This is a genomic window from Cobetia sp. 29-18-1 (assembly GCF_029846405.1).
GTDB classification, from domain to species: domain Bacteria; phylum Pseudomonadota; class Gammaproteobacteria; order Pseudomonadales; family Halomonadaceae; genus Cobetia; species Cobetia amphilecti.
In genome coordinates this window covers 69,102-89,347 of sequence record NZ_JARWKS010000006.1, presented here as the reverse complement: position 1 = coordinate 89,347, position 20,246 = coordinate 69,102, and the positions used below count along the sequence as shown (strand labels likewise).

The following is a 20,246-nucleotide window of genomic DNA, read 5'->3' as shown; positions in this document are numbered from 1 at the left end:
CTCGGAAATCATCCCAATGCCATAGTATTCCACTCAAAGATGACAATCCGCGACACGCGCTGGAGGAATCGACTGTCTTGTGGGTGGTCGGCCGGGCTGAAGCGCGGTTTTTTCATTGAATTCCACCACCCGAACGCCTCCCCCTAGACGTATCGCCTATAGCTGGACAAGACCGGATTCGGTGACAGTAGCGCAAGCGACCCTGCCAACCCCCGCGCGACCCACCACGGATGGAGACCCGCATGACCATCACCTGCATCAATGACCTGCAACGCCTGGCGAAACGCCGCGTGCCGAAGATGTTCTACGACTATGCCGATTCCGGCTCGTGGACGGAGTCCACCTATCGGGCCAACGAGGCCGATTTCGCCGCGATCGGACTGCGCCAACGGGTGATGGTCGACATGGACAATCGCACTCTGCGCACGAAGATGCTCGGCGAGGAGGTGGCCATGCCGGTGGCGATCGCACCGACTGGCCTGACCGGCATGCAGCATGCCGATGGCGAGATGCTGGCCGCGCGCGCGGCGAGTGACTTCGGTATCCCCTTCACGCTCTCGACCATGAGCATCTGTTCCATCGAGGACGTCGCATCCGTCAGCTCACGGCCCTTCTGGTTCCAGCTTTACGTGATGCGCGACAAGGATTACATCGGACGACTGATCGATCGCGCCAAGGCCGCGGAGTGTTCCGCGCTGGTACTCACCGCTGACCTGCAGATCATCGGCCAGCGCCACAAGGACCTGATCAACGGCCTGAGCGTGCCCCCTCGCCCCACCGTGGCGACCGTGCTCGATCTGGCCACCAAGTGGCGCTGGTGTGCCGGCATGCTCAAGACCAGGCGCCACACCTTCGGCAATATCGCCGGCCACGTGAAGGATGCCGAGAATCTGAGTTCCCTCTCGAAATGGACCGCCAGCCAGTTCGATCCGAGCCTGAGCTGGGACGACATCAAGTGGATCAAGGACCGCTGGGGCGGCAAGCTGATCATCAAGGGCATCATGGAGCCGGAAGATGCCGAGCTGGCCGTGCAGGCAGGCGCCGATGCGGTGATCGTCTCCAACCACGGCGGACGACAGCTGGATGGTGCCGCCTCCTCCATCTCCGCCCTGCCGGACATTCTCGCGGCAGTCGGCGACAGGACAGAGGTCCACATGGACGGGGGTATCCGCTCCGGACAGGATGTGCTCAAGGCGGTGGCGATGGGCGCCAAGGGCGTCTATCTGGGGCGCGCCTTCCTCTATGGGCTCGGCGCCATGGGCGAACAAGGCGTAACCAAGTCCCTGGAGATCATCCACAAGGAACTCGACACCACGCTAGCCCTGTGCGGACTGCGTGATATCCACGACGTGGACACGCGGATTCTCAGGCCCGGCACCTATCCGGTGGCCAGCTCGCAGAGCGAAGCCGAAGCAGCGCGAGAATCACGCCGCCAGGAACCTCATGACGCGCTGGGCGCGACCTCCTGAACACGACGGCGGGGCAATAACGCCCTGAAAAAGCACAAGGCCGACATGCGCCAGTGGAATCCACCACGGCGCATGTCGGCCTGTCATCACTGGGTGGCGACTCTCTCAAGGCTCACTCAAGCGCCTCTCCAGAATCACTCAAGAGCCTCTCAATACCCGCTCAAGGCACACTCAAGATCCGCTCAAGACTCAGTGCACCTTGAGGCGCGGCCCCATGCTTCGGCGCAGCACGTCACTGACCACCTCGGCGGAGCCCTTCAGCGGCCCCAGCAGCAGGAACTGGTGCTGGCGCTGCAGCCCTTGATAGGCGGCGCGCGCGAAGCGTCCTCTCACCTGCAGATCATCATTGCCCTTGTTGCCCTGGGCATTGCCCAGCTTGTCACTCAACTTGCCGCTGAGCTCACCGACGCTGCCGGCACTGGAGAGTGACAGCAAGGTACCGCGGTCCTTGAACTCGAAGGCCTGAGCCGGCTCACCCTGCTGGCGACGCGGCAGTTCATCGGCGAGAAACTCGGCCTGCTCGCTGGCCACCTGAGCGGTGGGCGGCAGCGGTGCCTCATCGATGTTGGCACAATCGCCCAGCGCGAAGATGCTGTCGTGGCCGAGGCATTGCAGCCCGGGCGTCACCGTGAATTGACGCTTCTTGTTGCTTTCCAGGGCATCGATTTCCTCGACGATGGCAGGCCCGACACGCCCTGCTGCCCAGACCACCAGATCCGCGTCCCGCGTCACCGACTCGTCGCCTTCACTGATCTCGACACTGCCGGGGGACACCTTGGCGACCTGACGCGACAGTTCGATCTTGATGCCCTGCTCCTCGAGTCGCTGATGGATCGACTCGCGCAGTTCCTGTGAGACACTGGGCATGAAGGTCTCGGTGGCCTCGAGAATCGTGATCTCGACCTTCGCGCCCTTGGGTGCAGGGGCGTCATGCATGCCACGCGCCTCATGCAGGTAGGCGGCCAGTTCGACACCGGTGGCGCCGGAGCCGACGATCACCACCTGATACGGCCGCCCCGGGGACTCCTTGGCACTATCTTGCGTGCCTCCCTCAGTGCCAACCTGAGCGCCGCCCTGGGTGGCTGACAGGCCAGCATCGCCTGTCGGTGCTCTTTCCATCGCCACATGATTGGCCAGCAGGCCACGCGAGAACTGCTGGGCGATGCGCTCGGCGTCATCAGGGGAATCCAGCAGGCAGGCATGCTCCAGCACACCCTCGACCCCCATGTCCGGCGTCACACCGCCCAGGGCCAGCACCAGCTGACGATAGCCCCTGACGCGCGCCGGCACCTCGGCGCTCGCGTGGTCTTCCCTGCCCGGGATCGCCGCCAGGGTGATCTGGCGCTGTTCAGGGTCCACGCTTTCGAGTGTGCCGCACTCATAGCGGAACCCCCACTGCTCGGCCAGACCGGAATACCCCAGCTCATCGACCTGACGCCGCCCGAGGCCCGCCGCTATCTCATGCAGTCGTGGCTTCCATACGTGACTGGTGTCGCGGTCTATCAGCAAGACGTCCTTGTGGCCTGCCTTGGCAAGGCGAACCGCCAGCTCGAGTCCGCCGGCACCGCCACCGACAATGACGATATCGGCGTCGCGCGTTGGCTGAGGATCATGCGTTTCCATAGAGGCCTCCTTTAGCGGGGTCGAATATAGAAACCTTATGTCAGACCAGGTGCTTTTCAAGACTGACACGCATGACTTCGCCAATGCGCTGCCTTTGATGCGACGCATCATTGGCGTGATCGCCTGCGCAACGCTTGAGGCCACCTTGGGGTTTGACAGCGCTCGAGTCCGCGACTAAAGCTTATTTATACGAATAAATATAACTGACTCGCTGCCGCTCAGGACATCGCATGCCGACATCGCCCTCCCCCCTAGACACTTCACGTGCCAGCACCAGTGCCAACGCCTCCGGCGCCCACCTGCCCAAGCGCCAGAAGCTGGCCGAGCTGATCAGTGATGATCTGAGGCGCAGCATCGTGCTCGATGGATTGAGCGAAGGCGACCGGCTGCCCAATGAGAAGGCGCTGATGGCCCAGTACGGCTGCGCCAAGGGCACGCTGCGCGAAGCCCTCAAGATTCTCGAGGTCGAGGGCTTGATCACCCTGAAGACGGGGCCCAATGGCGGCGCCGTGCTCAATGCGCCGAGCATGGAACCGGCCAGCCGCATGCTGAGGAGCTTCCTGCATTTCAAGACGCTCAATGGCGCTCAGGTCTATCAGCTACGCCGACTGCTGGAAGTCGAGATGGCGGTCTCGGTGGTGGGCCTGCTCAGCGAAGAGGACCTGGTGACGCTCGAGAACAATGTCCATGACTGCAGCTGTCACCAGCCACAGGACGAGGACCAGCGGCGCCAGCGCTTCCTGGAAATCGAATTCCATCAGGTGCTGGCCCGCGCCTGCCCCAACCCGCTGCTCAGCTTCATGTGCCAGTTCCTCAACGACATGCTGCATGAGCTGGTCGTCATCAAGAAGGCCTACCTGCCGGAGCGCAAGCAGTTCGACCAGGCCAATCAGCATTACCACTCCGGCCTGATCACGGCGTTTCGCCACGAGGACCATGAGCAGGTCAGACAGCTCATGACAGAACACATGCAGGATGCCGAGCACCACATGACGGCACTCGAGGTGGAAATGGCCGACCAGTTGCTCGTCACCCCCGCGCAGCTGATGGCCGACAGCAGAGCCTGACCCGAAGCCGAAGTCTGGACCGAAACAGGAGCGGAATTGATACAAGAGCAGAACCGGAAGCACAACAACAATATCCACGAGAGGATGAAGCCGATGACCACTGCCCAGATGGACACATCGCCCGCGAATACCCTGAGCGAGCTGCGCACCGACAGCGATCGCCTGTGGCAATCACTGATGACCCTGGCCGAGCTGGGCGCCACGCCCAAGGGCGGCGTCAACCGCCAGGCGCTGACCAAGCTGGACCGCCAGGCGCGCGACCTCTTCATTCAGTGGTGCAAGGCCGAGGGTTGCACGATCCGTATCGATGCCATCGGCAACATCTTCGCGCGCCGCGCCGGCACCGATCCGGACGCACCGGCGGTGATGACCGGCAGCCACATCGACACCCAGCCGACCGGCGGCAAGTTCGATGGCTGCTTCGGGGTGATGGCCGGGCTTGAGGTCCTGCGCAGCCTCAACCAGCACGACATCAAGACCCGCTGCCCGGTGGAAGTGGTGGTCTGGACCAATGAAGAAGGCTGTCGCTTCGCGCCCTGCATGATGGGGTCCGGCGTGCATACCGGCCAGTTGTCACTGCACGAGATGCTCGCCCAGAAGGACAGCGACGGCGTGACCGCCGGCGAGGCACTGGATTCCATCGGCTATCGCGGCAGCGATGAGATCCCCCGCGAGAACGTGCGCGCCTTCTTCGAGAGCCACATCGAGCAGGGCCCGATTCTGGAAGATGAAGCGACCACCATCGGCGTGGTGATGGGCGCGCTGGGTCAGCGCTGGTTCGATCTGACCCTCACCGGTCAGGAGGCGCACGCGGGCCCTACGCCCATGTCACTGCGCCAGGACGCCATGCTTGGCGCGGCCGAGATCACCGTCGCCGTCAATCGCATCGCCATCGATCACGCGCCGCATGGCCGCGGTACCGTGGGCGTGATGCAGGTCCACCCGGGCTCGCGCAACGTCATCCCCGGGCAGGTCAACATGACCATCGACCTGCGCTCGCTGGAACCCGACTCCCTCACCGCGATGGTCGCGGAGCTGAAAGAGGTCGTCGAAGCCGTCAGTCAGCGGCATCGCCTGACCTACGAGCTCACCCCCACCGCCGACTTCGTGCCGGAACACTTCGCCGACAACTGCGTGAACGCGGTGCGCAATGCCGCCAGCCAGCTCGGCTACTCGCATCTCGACATCGTCAGCGGCGCCGGCCACGACGCCATCTTCATGGGCCGTATCGCCCCCGCCGGCATGATCTTCGTGCCCTGCGAAGGCGGCATCAGCCACAACGAGATCGAGAACGCCGCGCCCAAGGACCTGCACGCCGGCTGCAACGTGCTCTTCCATGCCATGCTCGATCAGGCCGAGATCGTCAGCTGAGCATCAGGCACGGCCCGCTGAACGCTGATCGCATAAGCTGCTGAAACGAAAGCCCCGCTCGAGTCGCCATCGAGCGGGGCTTTCGTGTCTTGCAGGCCAGCGGCTGTCAGGCATGCTCTGACACCTTCACGCCAGTGAGCGTTTCCAGAGACTCTCGATGCTGTCCATCTCCGCCGGACCGAACAGCGCCTCGGGTTCGCCGCGGTACCAGGCCCAGAGCTGATCACCGAAATCGAAGTGCCACCATTCGCTGGGCAGATTGGTGAAACCGGCCTCGGTCATGACGTGATAGAGCAGACGCCGATTGTCGCGTGCTTCGGCCTGGGGCGTATCGCCGGCAGGCGGATGACGCTCGAAATGATCCGCGTGGGACTCGGGGGTCGCCTCGTCAAACAGCGTCCCCATCTCGAGCAGCAAGCCATCGGCGTCACACAGGGTGACATCGACGGCGCCGCCGGTGAGATGCGGACTCGGCGCGTCCGGGTCACGGCTGGGCAGCGAGACGAATTCGCGCGTACGCGCCAGCAGCTGGGCCTCATCAAGCTCGGGGTCATGCGTCTTGAGCGACTGATACAGCGTCTCGAACAGATACTGCTGCACCCGCCAGGGACGCCAGCCATCCATCACCACCAACGACAGCCCTTGCGGCAAGGCGCGCGCGGCCTGCAACAGGCGCTGATACACCGCACGCCGCACCAGACATTCATTGACCGCCCCGGGGATACCGAGGCGCGCGTAGGCGGGATAGACCTTCAGACATGACGGCCCGAGGCTGGTCGGCACCAGAGTACTGTCACAGCCCTTGACGGGAATTCGGGTGACCTGGGTCCAGTCCGGCTCATCATGACTCGGGATGGGGGGAATTGGGCGCTTCAATGTTGACGTCATGAGTTGTTATCCAGACAGGGTCGGCAACCACAGGGTAAGAGGCGGGAAGATGATCAGCATCAGCAGCACCGCGACCGCCACCAGCACGAACGGCCAGATGGTGCGAAACAGCGAGGTGATCTCGAGCTTGCTGACCGCGGCGGCCACGAACACGCAGGCGCCCATCGGCGGCGTGATCAGCGCGATGGTGATATTGAGCGTGATGATGACACCCAGGTGCACGGGGTCGATGCCGGCGGCCATGGCCACAGGCACGAAGATTGGCGTCAGCAGCATCAAGGCCGAGACTTCCTCCATGAACATGCCGGTGACGAAGGTGATGGCGCTGAGCAGCAACAGGATCAGGATCGGGCTGTCGATATAAGGCGTCAGCAATGCCACGAACTGATTGGGCACCTGGGCATAGGACAGCAGCCAGCTGACGATGGACGACACCGCCATGATCACGAAGATGGCGCTGGTCAGACGCGCCGTGTCCTTGATGGCACCCCACACATCAACAAGCTTGAGCGGCCCCTGGCACAAGCCGCAGAGCAGCACATAGGCCACGATCAAGGCGCCGGATTCGGTCGGGGTCACGATGCCCAGCACGATACCGGAGACGATGATCACCGGTGCCACCAGCGCAGGCAGTGCCCCGATGACCGCCGCGATCACTTCGCGACGTGCCGGTGCCTGGCCACGTGCCTGCAGACCATGACGCCGGGCATACCAGGCATTCATCGCCATGAATGCCACCGCCAGCACCAGACCGGGTACGACACCGGCCAGGAACAGGCTGCCCACGGAGGTGTTGGTCAGCGAAGCGTAGAGGATCATGAAGATGCTGGGCGGGATGATCGGCCCGATCAACGAGCTGCCCGCCGTCAGACCTGCGGCAAAGGAAGTCGAATAGCCCTCCTTGCGCATGGCCGGCACCAGTAGCGAGCCCAGCGCGGAAGTATCGGCGACCGCCGAACCATTGACGCCAGCGAAGAACACGCTGGAGACGACATTGACATGGCCCATGCCACCGCGCAGATGTCCGACCATCAGGCGTGCAAGACGCATGAGGCGTTCGGTCAGGCCACTGATGTTCATCAGGTTGCCGGCGAGAATGAACAGCGGAATCGCCATCAGCGAGAAGGCATTGATGCCACCGAAGAACTGCTGTGGCCCGAGGCGCTCCAGCATCGAAATATCGACGAACAGGAAGCCGGTCACGGCGGTGACGAGCAGGGAGAGAAACAGCGGCAGGCCCAGCAGCACGTGCACGACGAAGATGGCCAACATTGCCCAGATCATGTGCGTGGCCCTCCATTCCTGTCATCGTGTGTCGCAGGCTCGTCGACCTCCTCGTCCGGCGCGATCTCAAGCGCCGGGGATGTCAGTGGCCGTGGGCCATGCAGCAGCACCTGGGCCGTGATCAGCGCGAAGCCGATCGGCATCGACAGCATCGGCACGCTGCGGCTGACGCCCAGCCCCATGGTGCGGAACATGCTTGCCGACATGGCGTAGTGCCAGGTCATCCAGGTCGCGCCCGCCATCAGCACGAGCGTCAGCCACCACTGGTAATGGACCAACGCCGTGGCCATGCGCGGAGGCAGACGCCGTTCCAGCAGCGCCACGCGCATATGCGCCCCTTCCGCCCAGACGACGCCGATCGCCAGCATGACACTGGCGATGATGAGATAGCGGGTCAGCTCATCGACCCAGATGGGAGCGCCGCCCAGTACATAGCGCATCACCACGCCGTAAAGCATGATCAGCACCGTGGAAGCCAGCAGTACTGCCGCTATCGCCAGTGTCACACGGCCACAGGCAAGCAGCAGGCCTTCCCGCAGGGAAGGCTGTCGTGAAGGAGTCATGGAAGTCATTTACCGCAATCCACCAGCAAGGAGGGAAATTCAGAGCCTCGATGCCCGGACTGTCACTGCCCGGGCACCGGGTACCGCAGCGGGATGCTCGCTGATACTTGAGCGTCACTCGCCTTTCACCGAGTCAGCGTGTCAGCGTGTCAGCGTGTCAGGTCATCGCAACAGACCATCGCAACAAGCCATCTCGAAAGACCATCGCGACAGGCCATCACGAGGACAGGCCAGCATCCTTCATGGCGGTGTCGATCAGCTCTGGCGCGATGTCCTGGCTCTTGAGCCATTCGAGGTAGGCCGGCTGGCCCTTGCTGCGAAATGCCTCGAGATCAGCCTCACTGGGACGGATCACTTGCATGCCCTGCTCTTCCAGCGAGGCGATACGTGACTCGACCTGGTTCTGGTTGTCCTGACGGGCCTGGGCATTGGCTTCCTGAACCGCCTCGAGAAGTGCCGTGCGCTCCTCGTCCGACAGGCTCTCGAGCAGCTGACCATTGGCCACCAGGAACTGATCGGAATACTGGATGTTGGCCAGTGTCAGGTACTTCTGCACTTCCTGCAGACTGCCAAGCAGGATGTACATCGGCGGGTTCATCTGGCCATCCGCCACCCCCGTGCGCAGCGCCATGTAGACCTCCGTCCACGGAATCGGCGTGCCCGAGGCACCGAAGGCCTCGTAGAGCGCTACCTGGCTTGGGTCCATCGCGCGAAAACGCAGGCCTTCGAAATCATCAGGGCTGGTGATCGGGCGCTTGTCGTTGGTGAAGGCCAGAAAGCCCCCTTCCTCGACGACGGCCAGAATCTCGGCGCCATTGGTGCGCTCGCTGAACAGTTGCTGCACCTGCTGCCAGTACTGCCCCTCATCGAAGAAACGGCGCGCCTCATCAAAGCCGTCGAACATGAACGGCGTCGCGCTGACATAGACTTCTGGCACGATGGGGGCCATGCCCGCGAAGGAGGCGATGTTCAGGTTCGGGGCGCTGATCACCTGCTCCATGCGCTCCTGCTCCTCGCCCAGCATGCTGTTGGGATAGAGCTTGAGTTCCAGCTCGCCGTCGGTCTTCTCTTCCACCAGGGTCTTCAGATTGCTGGCGAAGACATGCACCGCATTCTTGTCGGCATCCGGCGCACCGTTGTAGCTGAGGTTGATGGTCTGGGCCTGCACGCTGGCCGCCAGCAGGCTGAGCGCCAGAGTGGAACCGGTGAGCGTCTTGCGCAGCAGAGATGTCTTGGACAAGGACATGTGGATTCCCTTTTGTTGTTGTAAATATTCGTTGTATGCGGCGGGAGTGACGCCGCCTTTGTCAGTGTGGCCCTGCGGCCAGTCAAGGTGAGGGACTTTCGCCTTCACACATCGAAAGTAGCGTTGCCGCTGTAGACTAATCAATCGCCTGAGTGTTGTTTTTTCGTCCACACCTGAAAAAGCGCCTGAATAGTGCCCTTCCTGACGACGACTGCCCCGCCAGCATGGGCTGTACGGGGCAGTCGGGACGTTCTGTGAAATGCTGCACTGAGCGAGAGAATGGCCTGTGCAATGGGACAGCCGTGTGAGGAGATAGAGCTGAACAAGCGCCCGTCAGCACCGATACCCTGACCTGTGCGTCGAGCGACGCTGCTTGAATATCACGTGGCGAACATCACATGGCGAACGTCACTTGCCCAGCAGGCGTGGCGCATCCGCGGTAAAGAATCGCAGGCCCTGCTGAAGATGGGTGACGCAGGCCTCGACGGCGACGGTCATCTCGCGCCCACGCCGCGTACACATCTGCGCACGGGTCGTCGCCAGCGCGGGGTGCTGCATCGGCAACAGGCAGATATCGCCGCGCCGCAGCTCCTCCACCACGCTCAACTCCGGCATGAAGGTCACGCCGATCCCCGAACGCACGAAATTCTTGAGCACCGACACGGAATTGGTGCGCAACTGCGCGCGCAGCGAGACGCGCTCCTGCTGCGCCGCCTGATTGACCATCTGACGCATACCGGTGCATTCATCGATCAACGCCAGCGGCCATTGTGCCACCTGCGAAAGCGTCAACGGCTCTGCAATCTCGAGTAGCGGATGCTCCGCCGGCACGATCAGATCCAGCGGCTGACAGGTCTCTACATGACAGCAAAGAATCGGATCGACAGGCGGGGCGTAGAGCAGCGCGATATCCACCTCGAAGTCGCGCAACAGCTCAGTCGCCTCATTCACCCCCGCCATGCGCACCACGACCTCGATGCCGGGATGACGTGCCATGAAGCTCTGCAACGGCAGCGAGATCAGATCGGCAATGAAGCCTTCGCCCACCGCGATTCTCACCTCACCACTGCGCAGGCCCTGCAAGGCGCTCAGCTGCGAGAGCGCTGCCGCCTCCGCCGCCTGCTGGCGATGAAAGTGATCCAGCAGCAACACCCCGGCCTGGGTGGCGCGCATGCCCGTCTCGCTGCGCTCGCACAGCGCGACACCCACCTCTTCTTCCAGCTGCTTGATCTGGCGGCTCACCGCTGAAGGGTCGAGATTCAGATGTCGCGCCGCTCGGCGCAGTGAGCCCCGGCGGATGATTTCATTCAGCGCCGTCAGCGCCTTGGGATTGAGCATGGAGACAGTACCCGCCAGCAGCAGTGGAGGAAGAGGCAAGACTCGGATCACGCAGGATATCCTTGCAGACCGAGCGACTCCAGAGGCCCATATCGGGAAGCGATCGACAACGAAAAAGGAGCCGCATGAGCGGCTCCTTCTGGTTCGGCGTGATCAGCAGTTACCTTTCTTGGCCTGCCCCGGCGGGCAGAAGCCGCCGCCTCCACGCTTGTGGTCATGGTGTCCATCACCGATCTCGATGATAGGCTCGGCATCGATCCGCGCCGGTGTATAACTGCACCCTGCCATGAAAAGGGCACTCAGCATCACCAGACTGACAACTCGCACGCTAGACTTCATCATCATTCCTTTTCATGAAAATACACATTTCTCGATGCCCCATATCGTACCGGAATACACGCCATCGAGAACGCAATTTCTCAACGAGTGGTAATGTTAGCCCAAGCTTGCGGCATCAATCACGACAGGATCTGGCCATGTTCGATTTCAAGGAAGTGGAAGCCTTCGTGTGGATCACGCGCCTGGGGTCGTTCCGACTGGCCGCCCAGCATCTGCATCTGACCCAGCCCTCGATTTCCGAACGTATCAACAAGCTGGAAACCACGCTGGAGACCCGCCTGCTGGAGCGCACTCGCCGACCGGTACAGCCGACGCTCAAGGGGCGCGAATTCTATCGCCACGCCGAGGCGTTGCTGGAGGCGCGCCAGAAAGCGCTATCCATGATGGAGTTGAATACGCCCTTCCAGGGCGTGCTGCGACTGGGCGTCGTCGAGACCGTCGCGCATAGCTGGCTGCCCGGCTTTCTGGCCGAACTGGCGCGCCGCTACCCGGACCTCACGCTGGAACTCGAGGTCGACAGCTCCCCCGGGCTTGCCGCCATGCTCACCGCCGGCGATATCGACCTCGCCTTTCTGATGGGGCCGGTGACGGCAGAGAGCGTGCTCAATCGTTTTCTCTGCAACTACACGATGGGCTTCGTGATCAGTCCCGCGCTGGGCTTCACCGAAGACAATTTCTCGTTGCGGCGCCTGAATTCTCTGCCGCTGATCTCGTTTGCCCGCAACAGCCGACCCCACCATGAGCTCGGCTCCATGCTCCATCAGATGGGGCTGGATGACGTGAAGCTGCATTGCTCAAGCTCGCTATGGACCATCGTGCGCATGACCCTGGATGGCCTGGGCGTCGGCGCCATCCCGCCACGCATCGTCGCCGAGGAAATCCGCCAGGGCACCCTGCTCAGCCTGCCCTGCGACCTGCCCGAACTGACCTTCACCGCCTCCTGGCCGACCCATATGGAAAGCGCCCTCGCCGAAGGCGTGTGTGAACTCGCCATCGAGATCGCCCGCCAGGATCAGGAGGCGCATTCACGAATCGCCTGATCTTATCGGGCTTTCATACCCTGCATAGCGTCCCTTTCGGCCATGATGTTTCTACTGACCCGCGCCACATGAAAGGAATTTCCGATGGCTTAACTCGATAAAAATCGATTGGATTTATCTGAGTGCGCTTCTTATGGTGAAGACAGACAACAACAACTTCACAAGAAGCTCCAACGATGCCCCAGACACTTCTCAGTGCCGCGTCGTCCCCCCGCGAGGCGCGCGAGCAGATCCGCAGCGGTCATTGGGCCAGCCACACCAGCGGTATCGCTGCCGGCTACGCCCAGACCAACCTGATCATCCTGCCAGCCGAGGCTGCCGGCGAATTCCTGCAATTCTGCCAGGCCAACCCCAAGGCCTGCCCGTTGCTGGATGTCACGGCCGTCGGTTCTCCCGCCCCGACAGGGCTCGGTGATAACATCGACCTGCGCCACGACCTGCCGGCCTACCACATCTATCGTCACGGCAAGCTTGAGGAAACGCGCGAGGATATCGCCGCCCTGTGGCAGGACGATTTCGTGGCGTTTTCCATCGGCTGCTCGTTCTCGTTCGAAGAGGCACTGCTCAACGAGGGTGTCGAGGTTCGCCATGCGCGCCTGAAGCGCAACGTGCCGATGTATCGCACCAATATTCCGCTGATCAGTGCCGGTCGTTTCCACGGCAACCTGGTGGTATCCCTGCGCCCGATGTCGGCGGCGCACGCCATTCGCGCGATCCAGATCACCACCGACATGCCTCGTGTGCACGGTGCCCCCGTCCATCTGGGCGACCCCGCCTTGATCGGTATTTCCGATATCGAAAGCCCCGACTTCGGCGATGCGCCTACGCTTGAGACAGGTGACATGCCGGTATTCTGGGCCTGTGGCGTCACACCACAACTGGCGCTGGAGAATGCCCGACTGCCATTGGCGATCGCGCATAGCCCGGGGCACATGCTGATTACCGACATTCCCAATCATCGCCTCAAGTACGGATGACCTGCTGCCAGGCGTACTGCCGGGCATGAGAGAAATCCGCACTCATCACGCCCGGCGCAGTGCAGGGACGCACCGCGAATCGAAACACAGCACAGCAACGCACAGGACAGCAGCGGGAAAGACACACCCCGCAAAGATGCAGCCAACAAGCTTTTCCGATAACACCAGATGCACAACAACAATGGTGATTCCCATGAAGACACGTTTTGCCCTCTCCGCCCTTGGTCTCGCACTCGCCGCCGCCGGTAGCGCCAATGCTGCCGATACCCTCAACGTGGTAGGCAGCTGGAGCAGCCTGGAGCTCAACCGTCAGTTCGAGAAGCCGTTCTGGAGCGAGACCCTCCCGGCCGCCAGCAACGGTGAACTCAGCACCCAGGTGACCACCTTCGACCAGATGGGCATCCCCGGCTCCGACGTCTATCGCTATCTGGGCGATGGTGTCTTCGATGTCGGCATGACCGTGGCCGACTACACCGTGTCCGATGCGCCGGAACTCGAAGGGCTGGACCTGCCGATGATGGCCCCCACTGCCGAGGAAGCGCAGCAGGTCGCCGAGGCCTTCCGCCCCCTGGCGGAGTCCACCATGAACAAGCGCTTCAACAGCCACGTGCTGGCCATCGTGCCGTATCCGGCTCAGGTGCTGTTCTGCAACACCCCGATCGAAGGGCTCGATGGCCTGCAGGACAAGAAGGTGCGTGCCAGCGGCCGCTCCACCGGTGAGTTCATCGAGGCGCTGGGCGCACAGAGCCTCAACATCGCCTTCAACGAGGTGCCCGGCTCCCTGGAGCGTGGCGTCATCGACTGCGCCGTCACCGGTTCGCTCTCCGGCTACAGCGCCGGCTGGCATGAAGTGTCCAGCCACCTGATGCCGCTGCCGCTGGGTGGCTGGGATTACGTGATCACCGCCATCAATCAGGACAAGTGGCAGGGCCTGGGCGCCGAGACCCAGACTCTGATCCAGCAACAGGTGGATAGCGAGTTCACCGCGCCGGTGTGGGAAAACGCGCGTGGCGAGACCGCGCGTGGCGTGGCCTGCCTGACCGGTGAAGGCGATTGCCCGCTGGGCAAGAGCGCCGACATGACGCTGGTCGACTTCAGCGACGACGACGCCAAGCGCGCACGTGCGGCGCTCGAAGACACCGTCCTGCCTGCCTGGGCGGCGCGTGTCGATGCCGAGACGCGCAAGACCTGGAACGAGAGCGTCGGCAAGGTCGTCGGCCTGACCGCCAGCGCGGAGTGATCCAGCGGCACCTGCTCACCGAAGCCTGTTCGCGAGCAGGTGCCGATAGCCCCGCCCTGTCCCGACGTGGCAGACATGTTCCCCAGAGACGTAGCGCTGAACGACTCGCGCCTGTGTATTCAAGCGCAAGCTTTCAAAAGCAGGCTTCATAAGCAGGCTTTCTCGAGAAAGCGGCCTTCGTTCAGCGCCCCAGCAGGACCCGACTCATGAACTCCTTCCTTCACGCACTCGATGTCCTCGTGTCACTGACACGCGCGATATCACGCCACGCCGCACGCCTGATGGGCCTGTTGCTGCTGGCCGTCGTGGTCTTCATCGGCGCCGAGATCCTGATGCGCCAACTGTTCAATCATCCGCTGCCCGGCGTGCACGAATATGCCGGGTATGTGCTGGCGATGCTCTCGGCGTGGGGCCTTTCCCACACCCTGATGGAGCGCGCCCACATCCGTATCGATGTCGTGCACGGCAAGCTGCCGGCCTTCTCGCGCCACACCCTTGATATCCTCGCGATGCTGGCGCTGAACCTGGTGGCCTGGGTGATTCTGATCAATGCCTGGCCGGTGCTCGGCAAGTCGTTGAGCAACGGCTCCACCGCCAACACCCCGCTGGCGACACCGCTGTGGATTCCGCAGCTGCTGTGGCTGTCCGGTTATGCCTGGTTCGCGATCACCACCAGCGTGCTGGGACTGCGCGTTCTCGTTGCCGCCTGTCTGCGTGATACCACCACGCTCGAGACACTGGCCGGCCCCGATCACGGAGAAAGCGAAGGGGCTCTGGCCCAGGCTGCCTCCACGACCAAGGAGACTCGCTGATGTTGGGCTTTCTTTCGGTGGGTATCCTCACCCTGCTGCTGGCCGGCATTCCCGTTGCGGTCACCCTCTTCCTGCTCGCCTTCGGGATCGACCAGTTCTATTCCTTCTTCCCGCTGACCAAGGCGCTGGGCCAGAACCTGTGGTCTGCCGCGGACTCCTTCCTGCTGATCGCGATTCCGCTGTTCGTGCTGATGGGCGAGATCATCGTGCGCGCCGGCATCGCCGAGAAGGCCTACCGCGCCATGGACCACTGGCTGTCGTGGCTGCCGGGCGGCCTGCTGCACGCCAACATCACCACCTCGGCGCTGTTCTCGGCGACCTCCGGCTCCTCGGTAGCGACGGCGGCGACGGTCTCGACCGTGGCCTTGCCCCAGGGCAAGAAGCTCGGCTATGACGCCAAGCTGTTCTGCGGCAGCATCGCCGCGGGCGGCACCCTGGGCATCCTGATTCCCCCGTCGATCAACCTGATCGTCTATGGCTTCCTGACCGAGACGTCCATCCCGAAGCTGTTCATGGCCGGCCTCGTGCCGGGCCTCGGCCTGGCGGCGCTGTTCATGCTGGCCTCGCTGCTGCTGTGTGTCTGGAAGCCGTCACTGGGCGGCCCGCGTCAGAGCGCCAGCTGGAGCACCCGCATCAAGAGCCTGTCATTCCTGCTGCCGTTGCTGGTGCTGTTCATCGTCATCGTCGGCTCCATCTATCTGGGCTGGGCGACCCCGACCGAAGCCGCCGCCATCGGTGTGCTGGCCTCGCTGGGCCTCGCCGCCATCAACCGCTCGCTGAATATGGCGATGATCAGCCGCGCGCTGGACGGCACCGTCAAGACCACCTCGATGATCCTGTTCATCATCATGGCGGCCTCCTTCCTCAACTTCGCGCTGGCCTCCTCCGGCATGGTCCAGCAGGTCACCGGCCTGCTCGAAGCCTATGACCTGGGACCCTTCGCGCTTCTGATGGCGGTGATCGCACTGTTCATCGTGCTCGGTTTCTTCATCGAGACCCTGTCGCTGATGGTCATCACCATTCCCATCGTCACTCCGCTGATCGCGGCGGCCGGTTACGACAAGGTATGGTTCGGCATCGTGATGATCCTGTTCGTCGAGCTGGCACTGATCACCCCGCCAGTCGGCCTGAACCTCTACATCGTGCAGGCCTCACGACGTGGTGAAGCCTTCTCGGACGTCATCATCGGCACCCTGCCGTATCTGGGCGCGATGCTGGTGATGGCCGCGCTGCTGGTGGCCTTCCCACAGATCGCGCTGTGGCTGCCTTCGGCGCTGTAAAGCCGCTTTTGCCTGACACCTGCTGGCAAGCCGGCAGGTGTCATTGACGCAACACCGTTCACTCAAGACTTCCTGCACAGAACAACGACAACCCCCGATAACGGAGCGATTCCCATGCTGACCTTTACCCATGACAACGGCGAATTCACCCTTGATGTCCAGCGCGTCGCGATTGCCGGCTGGGCCGGACGCGACCAGGCGGGCGTGCAGCACCATATCGACGAGCTCAAGCTGCTGGGCGTGGCGCCGCCCTCCCAGACCCCGCTGTTTTACCGCGTGACCCGCGAGACCCTGACCCAGGCCTCTCAGGTCGCGATGCTCGGCGGCGAAGGCTCCGGTGAGGTCGAGACCTGTCTGGTCAGCGACGCCGAGGGCACCCTGTGGGTGACGATCGCCTCGGACCACACCGACCGCAAGCTCGAAGCCGTCGGCGTCGCCGAATCCAAGCAGCTGTGCGCCAAGCCGATTGCCCGCCATGCCTGGAAGCTCAGTGAGGTCATCGACCACTGGGACAGCCTCGAGATCGAAAGCGAGATCGAAGACGCCGGCAAGACCGTGCGCTATCAGCAGGGCACCCTCGCCGAGCTGCTGCCGGTCGCCACCCTGATGGAGCGCCTGCCGGCCGGCATCGCCAAGGACGGCAGCCTGGCCCCCAACAGCGTGCTGCTGTGCGGCACCGTGCCGGCGATCGGTGGCATCCGCCCCAGCCCGAGCTTTACCATGCGCCTGATCGACCCGCAGACCGGTCGTCGCATCGAGCACCGTTACGAGGTGGAAGAACTTGAGGTGGTGGCATGAGTGATGAGAACAAGCGCCTTGAACAGGCGCGTGAATTCTGGGCACGCCCGCCCCGCCAGCGCACGTTGACGCAGTTGCTGGCCGCCTATCAGACAGGCAGTTTCGGCCCCGAGCAGACCGCCACGGTGCTTGCCGAGCGCCATCAGGCCCTGGGCGAGAGCGCAAGCCACAGCATCATCAGCCGCGATGATGCTGGCATGAGCGTGCAGGCCGCCGCACAGCAGCAACTCAAGGCGGCTGCGACGTTGTTGCCGCTGGGGGGTGTTCCGGTCTCGATCAAGGACCTCTTCGACGAGACCGGCATGACGACGCTGGCAGGCTCGCGGGCACTGGCAGGAAGCCAACCAGCCGATCAGGACGCTGTGGCGCTGAGCCGCCTGAAAGCCGCCGGTATCCTGCATGCCGGCCGCACCAGCATGAGTGAGTTCGCGTTCTCTGGCCTGGGCCTGAACCCGCATGTCGGCACGCCGCCCAACCCCTTCGACGGCGAGCGCATCACCGGCGGCTCGACCTCCGGCGGTGCCGCCTCCGTCGCCTTCGGACTGGCAGCCGCGACCCTGGGCAGCGATACCGGCGGCTCGCTGCGGATTCCGGCGGCCTTCTGTGGCCTGACCGGCTTCAAGCCGTCACAGGCCAGCGTGCCGGGAGATGGCGCCTTCCCGCTGTCACCCAGCCTGGACTGCATCGGCCCTATCGCGCCCAGCGTCGCCTGCTGTCGCCGCCTGTGGGAAGTCCTGAGCGGTGAGGCCGCTGACGCGACGCCGCTCACTCGCCCGCTGACGCTGCTGGTGCCGGAGAGCGAGCTGGTCAGTGAAGTGGACGCCGATGTGGCCGCCGACTTCGCCGCCCTGCTGGAACGGCTCGAGGGGCTGGGGGTTCGCCTCCAGCGTGCACCGGTCGAGGCCATCGAGGCCGCTTACGCCATCAATCAGCGCGGCGGCCTGGTCATTCCGGAAGCGGCCGCCGTGCATCACGAACTGCTGGCCGCCCACGAAGCCCAGTATGATCCGCTGATCGCCGAACGCCTGAACGGCGGGCGCGACATCACCTCCAGCGAGTATCTGGCACGCCTGTGGCCGCGCACCGCCATCCAGCAACGCTTCGCTCAGCAGGTGCAGGACGTCGATGCGGTGCTGATGCCGACCGTTGCCATGCGTGCCCCGCGTCGTGACCTGCTGGAGCAGGATGGCGCGCTCTTCGCCCAGCTCAACAAGCGCGCGCTGCGCAACACCAGCGTCTTCAACTACCTGGATGCCAGCTCGATCTCGATTCCGGCGCCGGCACCACAGAACGAAGAACCGCTGGGCCTGATGCTGTCGCGCCCTCAGGGTCAGGATGTGGCGCTGCTGCGCGTCGCCCAGGCGCTGGAGACACTGCTCGCGCAATAGTGCTGTGCCGGCTGAGCGCAGCAATGGCTGCCACAGCAATGGCTTAGCTCAGCGACGGCCGAGCGCAAAACGCAAAAGGGGCCTCCAGATGGAGGCCCCTTTTTCATGACGCGGACAGTCTGACTGTCCTCAATGATTTAGAATGATCGCGGTAATGGCACCGCCCGCCACGGCCGCCAGCACATAGCGACCATCGATGTTCAACCAGCGATGCCCCTGCGGCGGCGCAGACAGCTTGTGAGCACGCCAGTCACTCACCCAGTAACGCTTGTTGGAGTAGTAGCTGCGCGGCACATGGTCACCGCGACGCCAGTTGTGTGACTTCTGACCTTGATGCCTGGCCTGCGCCTGATGCTTTTGCTGATTATGGCGCTGAGACTGGTCGTGACGCGTCTGCTGCTTTTTCTTCTGATGCCCATTGCCGTGGCTGTTGTGCTGATTGCCTTGGCTGTTGTGTTGACCGCCACGATTATCGCGGTCGTTGGGCGATGCCTGCGCCAGCGACGCGGTCATCAAGGTGAAGATCATCATCATTACGGTCAGGGTGCGATTGCGCATGTCTGGCCTCCTCGTCGTACTCGGCATCAAGGGATGCCGAGGCTGTGAATCAGGGTCATGAAACGGAGTCATGAGACAGGGTCATGAAACGGGGTCATGAAACAGAGTTAAGAAACAGTGTTAACAAACGGTATGAGAGAACACTATCGCCTCGTGTTCGCCACGGCAAGCCAGCGTGCCAACCTCCACTTTTGCGCACAATTCGCAACGAATTGTCGCCATTTGACGCATCCTTGTTGCGCAATGACGACATCGAGAAGCAGATATTCGTAATGGCTGATATGGCACGCCATGGCGCGTGGCAAGCATTGGTGCCTGCGCATTCCATGGTCGCAAGGGGGTGGGTGCCCCATCAGAGCGTCGCCAGATGAGGACAGCTTGCATCAGTGATAGGTAATGTCATCGCTATCCGCGGCATCACTGCTCGAGCACGATCTCATCGATGACTTGGCTTTCGGTATTCATCAGCACGAAGGCATTCTTGAGCTGCAGCCAGCGCTGGTTGGCGCCGGGTTCCGAGAGGTTGTGCTGCTGCCAGTTCTCGACCCGCAGGCCATCATCCCGGGCGACAGTGTCCGGCACCTTGCCGCCCCGCTTCCAGACATGTGCCGGCGAAGCCTCTGCCACCGCTTTCTTCTCAGCCAGCTTTTCCTGGTGCTGAATCTTCTTCAATTCCCGCATCTGTTGCGCCTGAACGCGCTGCGCCTTTACCTGACCTTCCAGATCATGATGCTTCTGGCGCAGACGCTCCTCGTCCTTGTCATCATTGCCATCACCCGCCGAGTCAGCCTGCACGAGGCCAGCACCCAGCAACGACAACACCAGGGTCAGTACCGCAAATGACCGCTTCGCCATGTTGGCCTCCTCGGCAGATTGCGTATGCGTGCGATGTGCTGAGTCCAGCTCAGGCCATGTTGCTGGCGGCTGGGTACCCTGCGTTCCAGATCGCCATTCCCTACCATCAG

Annotated in this window: 18 protein-coding genes; 10 read left to right on the top strand and 8 right to left on the bottom strand. The window is 62.9% G+C overall.

Annotated elements, in window-relative coordinates; all coding sequences use genetic code 11:
• Positions 1–242 precede the first annotated feature (242 nt).
• On the top strand, positions 243–1,469 hold the full coding sequence (locus QD208_RS06510; protein ID WP_279836260.1) for an alpha-hydroxy acid oxidase: 1,227 nt from the start codon (positions 243–245) through the stop codon (positions 1,467–1,469).
• A 189-nt stretch (positions 1,470–1,658) separates the two neighbouring features.
• Here QD208_RS06510 and QD208_RS06505 read toward each other — a convergent pair whose 3' ends face one another.
• On the bottom strand, positions 1,659–3,092 hold the full coding sequence (locus QD208_RS06505; RefSeq protein WP_225347970.1) for an FAD-dependent oxidoreductase: 1,434 nt from the start codon (positions 3,090–3,092) through the stop codon (positions 1,659–1,661).
• Positions 3,093–3,322: 230 nt separating this feature from the next.
• Here QD208_RS06505 and QD208_RS06500 point away from each other — a divergent pair, with 230 nt between their 5' ends.
• Both QD208_RS06500 and QD208_RS06495 read left to right on the top strand, forming a co-directional pair.
• Positions 3,323–4,159 carry an FCD domain-containing protein gene (locus QD208_RS06500; protein WP_225347969.1) on the top strand — a complete coding sequence of 279 codons (837 nt, stop codon included), beginning with the start codon at positions 3,323–3,325 and terminating at the stop codon, positions 4,157–4,159.
• Positions 4,160–4,252: 93 nt separating this feature from the next.
• Positions 4,253–5,530, top strand: a complete 1,278-nt coding sequence (locus QD208_RS06495) for a Zn-dependent hydrolase (RefSeq protein WP_225347968.1) — start codon at positions 4,253–4,255, stop codon at positions 5,528–5,530.
• 126 nt (positions 5,531–5,656) lie between these two features.
• Here QD208_RS06495 and QD208_RS06490 read toward each other — a convergent pair whose 3' ends face one another.
• The 5 genes from QD208_RS06490 to QD208_RS06470 form a co-directional block, all read right to left on the bottom strand.
• Positions 5,657–6,418 (bottom strand): M15 family metallopeptidase, encoded by a 762-nt coding sequence (locus tag QD208_RS06490; protein ID WP_225347967.1) that lies wholly within the window; start codon positions 6,416–6,418, stop codon positions 5,657–5,659.
• 6 nt (positions 6,419–6,424) lie between these two features.
• Entirely contained in the window at positions 6,425–7,702 is a 1,278-nt protein-coding gene (locus tag QD208_RS06485; protein WP_107334940.1) for a TRAP transporter large permease, read from the bottom strand.
• On the bottom strand, positions 7,699–8,265 hold the full coding sequence (locus QD208_RS06480; RefSeq protein WP_225347965.1) for a TRAP transporter small permease: 567 nt from the start codon (positions 8,263–8,265) through the stop codon (positions 7,699–7,701). The genes QD208_RS06485 and QD208_RS06480 overlap by 4 nt, the downstream gene beginning before the upstream one ends.
• Positions 8,266–8,482: 217 nt before the next feature.
• On the bottom strand, positions 8,483–9,511 hold the full coding sequence (dctP, locus tag QD208_RS06475) for a TRAP transporter substrate-binding protein DctP (RefSeq protein ID WP_043332119.1): 1,029 nt from the start codon (positions 9,509–9,511) through the stop codon (positions 8,483–8,485).
• A gap of 408 nt (positions 9,512–9,919) precedes the next feature.
• Positions 9,920–10,888 carry a LysR family transcriptional regulator gene (locus tag QD208_RS06470; protein ID WP_244995109.1) on the bottom strand — a complete coding sequence of 323 codons (969 nt, stop codon included), beginning with the start codon at positions 10,886–10,888 and terminating at the stop codon, positions 9,920–9,922.
• A 437-nt stretch (positions 10,889–11,325) separates the two neighbouring features.
• Between QD208_RS06470 and QD208_RS06465 the strand changes: the two genes are divergently transcribed.
• The 7 genes from QD208_RS06465 (at position 11,326) to QD208_RS06435 (ending at position 18,723) form a co-directional block, all read left to right on the top strand.
• Entirely contained in the window at positions 11,326–12,228 is a 903-nt protein-coding gene (locus QD208_RS06465; protein ID WP_064503238.1) for a LysR family transcriptional regulator, read from the top strand.
• Between the two features lie 176 nt (positions 12,229–12,404).
• Positions 12,405–13,205 (top strand): putative hydro-lyase, encoded by an 801-nt coding sequence (locus QD208_RS06460; protein WP_279836258.1) that lies wholly within the window; start codon positions 12,405–12,407, stop codon positions 13,203–13,205.
• Between the two features lie 193 nt (positions 13,206–13,398).
• Positions 13,399–14,445, top strand: coding sequence for a TRAP transporter substrate-binding protein (locus tag QD208_RS06455; protein WP_225347963.1), 1,047 nt, complete (start codon positions 13,399–13,401; stop codon positions 14,443–14,445).
• A 206-nt stretch (positions 14,446–14,651) separates the two neighbouring features.
• Positions 14,652–15,257: a TRAP transporter small permease gene (locus QD208_RS06450; RefSeq protein WP_054555982.1), complete on the top strand. Its 606-nt coding sequence runs from the start codon at positions 14,652–14,654 to the stop codon at positions 15,255–15,257.
• Positions 15,257–16,537, top strand: a complete 1,281-nt coding sequence (locus QD208_RS06445) for a TRAP transporter large permease (RefSeq protein WP_043332137.1) — start codon at positions 15,257–15,259, stop codon at positions 16,535–16,537. Before QD208_RS06450 ends, QD208_RS06445 begins: the two co-directional genes overlap by 1 nt.
• Before the next feature lie 114 nt (positions 16,538–16,651).
• Positions 16,652–17,335, top strand: coding sequence for a DUF2848 domain-containing protein (locus QD208_RS06440; RefSeq protein ID WP_052384353.1), 684 nt, complete (start codon positions 16,652–16,654; stop codon positions 17,333–17,335).
• A complete protein-coding gene (locus tag QD208_RS06435) occupies positions 17,332–18,723 on the top strand; it encodes an amidase family protein (protein WP_279836256.1) in 1,392 nt (463 codons plus the stop codon). The genes QD208_RS06440 and QD208_RS06435 overlap by 4 nt, the downstream gene beginning before the upstream one ends.
• Positions 18,724–18,852: 129 nt before the next feature.
• Here the strand turns inward: QD208_RS06435 and QD208_RS06430 are convergent, their stop codons facing one another.
• Both QD208_RS06430 and QD208_RS06425 read right to left on the bottom strand, forming a co-directional pair.
• On the bottom strand, positions 18,853–19,281 hold the full coding sequence (locus QD208_RS06430; RefSeq protein ID WP_175090282.1) for an RcnB family protein: 429 nt from the start codon (positions 19,279–19,281) through the stop codon (positions 18,853–18,855).
• Positions 19,282–19,698: 417 nt separating this feature from the next.
• Positions 19,699–20,136: an RcnB family protein gene (locus QD208_RS06425; RefSeq protein ID WP_279836255.1), complete on the bottom strand. Its 438-nt coding sequence runs from the start codon at positions 20,134–20,136 to the stop codon at positions 19,699–19,701.
• Between the last annotated feature and the right edge of the window lie 110 nt (positions 20,137–20,246).

What these genes read in the sequence shown, in the direction of transcription:
- QD208_RS06465 (WP_064503238.1), top strand. Translation starts at nt 11,326, where the DNA reads ATGTTCGATTTCAAGGAAGTGGAAGCCTTCGTGTGGATCACGCGCCTG.
- QD208_RS06485 (WP_107334940.1), bottom strand. Translation starts at nt 7,702, where the DNA reads ATGATCTGGGCAATGTTGGCCATCTTCGTCGTGCACGTGCTGCTGGGC.
- QD208_RS06510 (WP_279836260.1), top strand. Translation starts at nt 243, where the DNA reads ATGACCATCACCTGCATCAATGACCTGCAACGCCTGGCGAAACGCCGC.
- QD208_RS06505 (WP_225347970.1), bottom strand. Translation starts at nt 3,092, where the DNA reads ATGGAAACGCATGATCCTCAGCCAACGCGCGACGCCGATATCGTCATT.
- QD208_RS06500 (WP_225347969.1), top strand. Translation starts at nt 3,323, where the DNA reads ATGCCGACATCGCCCTCCCCCCTAGACACTTCACGTGCCAGCACCAGT.
- QD208_RS06450 (WP_054555982.1), top strand. Translation starts at nt 14,652, where the DNA reads ATGAACTCCTTCCTTCACGCACTCGATGTCCTCGTGTCACTGACACGC.
- QD208_RS06435 (WP_279836256.1), top strand. Translation starts at nt 17,332, where the DNA reads ATGAGTGATGAGAACAAGCGCCTTGAACAGGCGCGTGAATTCTGGGCA.
- QD208_RS06490 (WP_225347967.1), bottom strand. Translation starts at nt 6,418, where the DNA reads ATGACGTCAACATTGAAGCGCCCAATTCCCCCCATCCCGAGTCATGAT.
- QD208_RS06460 (WP_279836258.1), top strand. Translation starts at nt 12,405, where the DNA reads ATGCCCCAGACACTTCTCAGTGCCGCGTCGTCCCCCCGCGAGGCGCGC.
- QD208_RS06480 (WP_225347965.1), bottom strand. Translation starts at nt 8,265, where the DNA reads ATGACTCCTTCACGACAGCCTTCCCTGCGGGAAGGCCTGCTGCTTGCC.
- QD208_RS06430 (WP_175090282.1), bottom strand. Translation starts at nt 19,281, where the DNA reads ATGCGCAATCGCACCCTGACCGTAATGATGATGATCTTCACCTTGATG.
- QD208_RS06425 (WP_279836255.1), bottom strand. Translation starts at nt 20,136, where the DNA reads ATGGCGAAGCGGTCATTTGCGGTACTGACCCTGGTGTTGTCGTTGCTG.
- QD208_RS06445 (WP_043332137.1), top strand. Translation starts at nt 15,257, where the DNA reads ATGTTGGGCTTTCTTTCGGTGGGTATCCTCACCCTGCTGCTGGCCGGC.
- QD208_RS06455 (WP_225347963.1), top strand. Translation starts at nt 13,399, where the DNA reads ATGAAGACACGTTTTGCCCTCTCCGCCCTTGGTCTCGCACTCGCCGCC.
- QD208_RS06440 (WP_052384353.1), top strand. Translation starts at nt 16,652, where the DNA reads ATGCTGACCTTTACCCATGACAACGGCGAATTCACCCTTGATGTCCAG.
- dctP (WP_043332119.1), bottom strand. Translation starts at nt 9,511, where the DNA reads ATGTCCTTGTCCAAGACATCTCTGCTGCGCAAGACGCTCACCGGTTCC.
- QD208_RS06495 (WP_225347968.1), top strand. Translation starts at nt 4,253, where the DNA reads ATGACCACTGCCCAGATGGACACATCGCCCGCGAATACCCTGAGCGAG.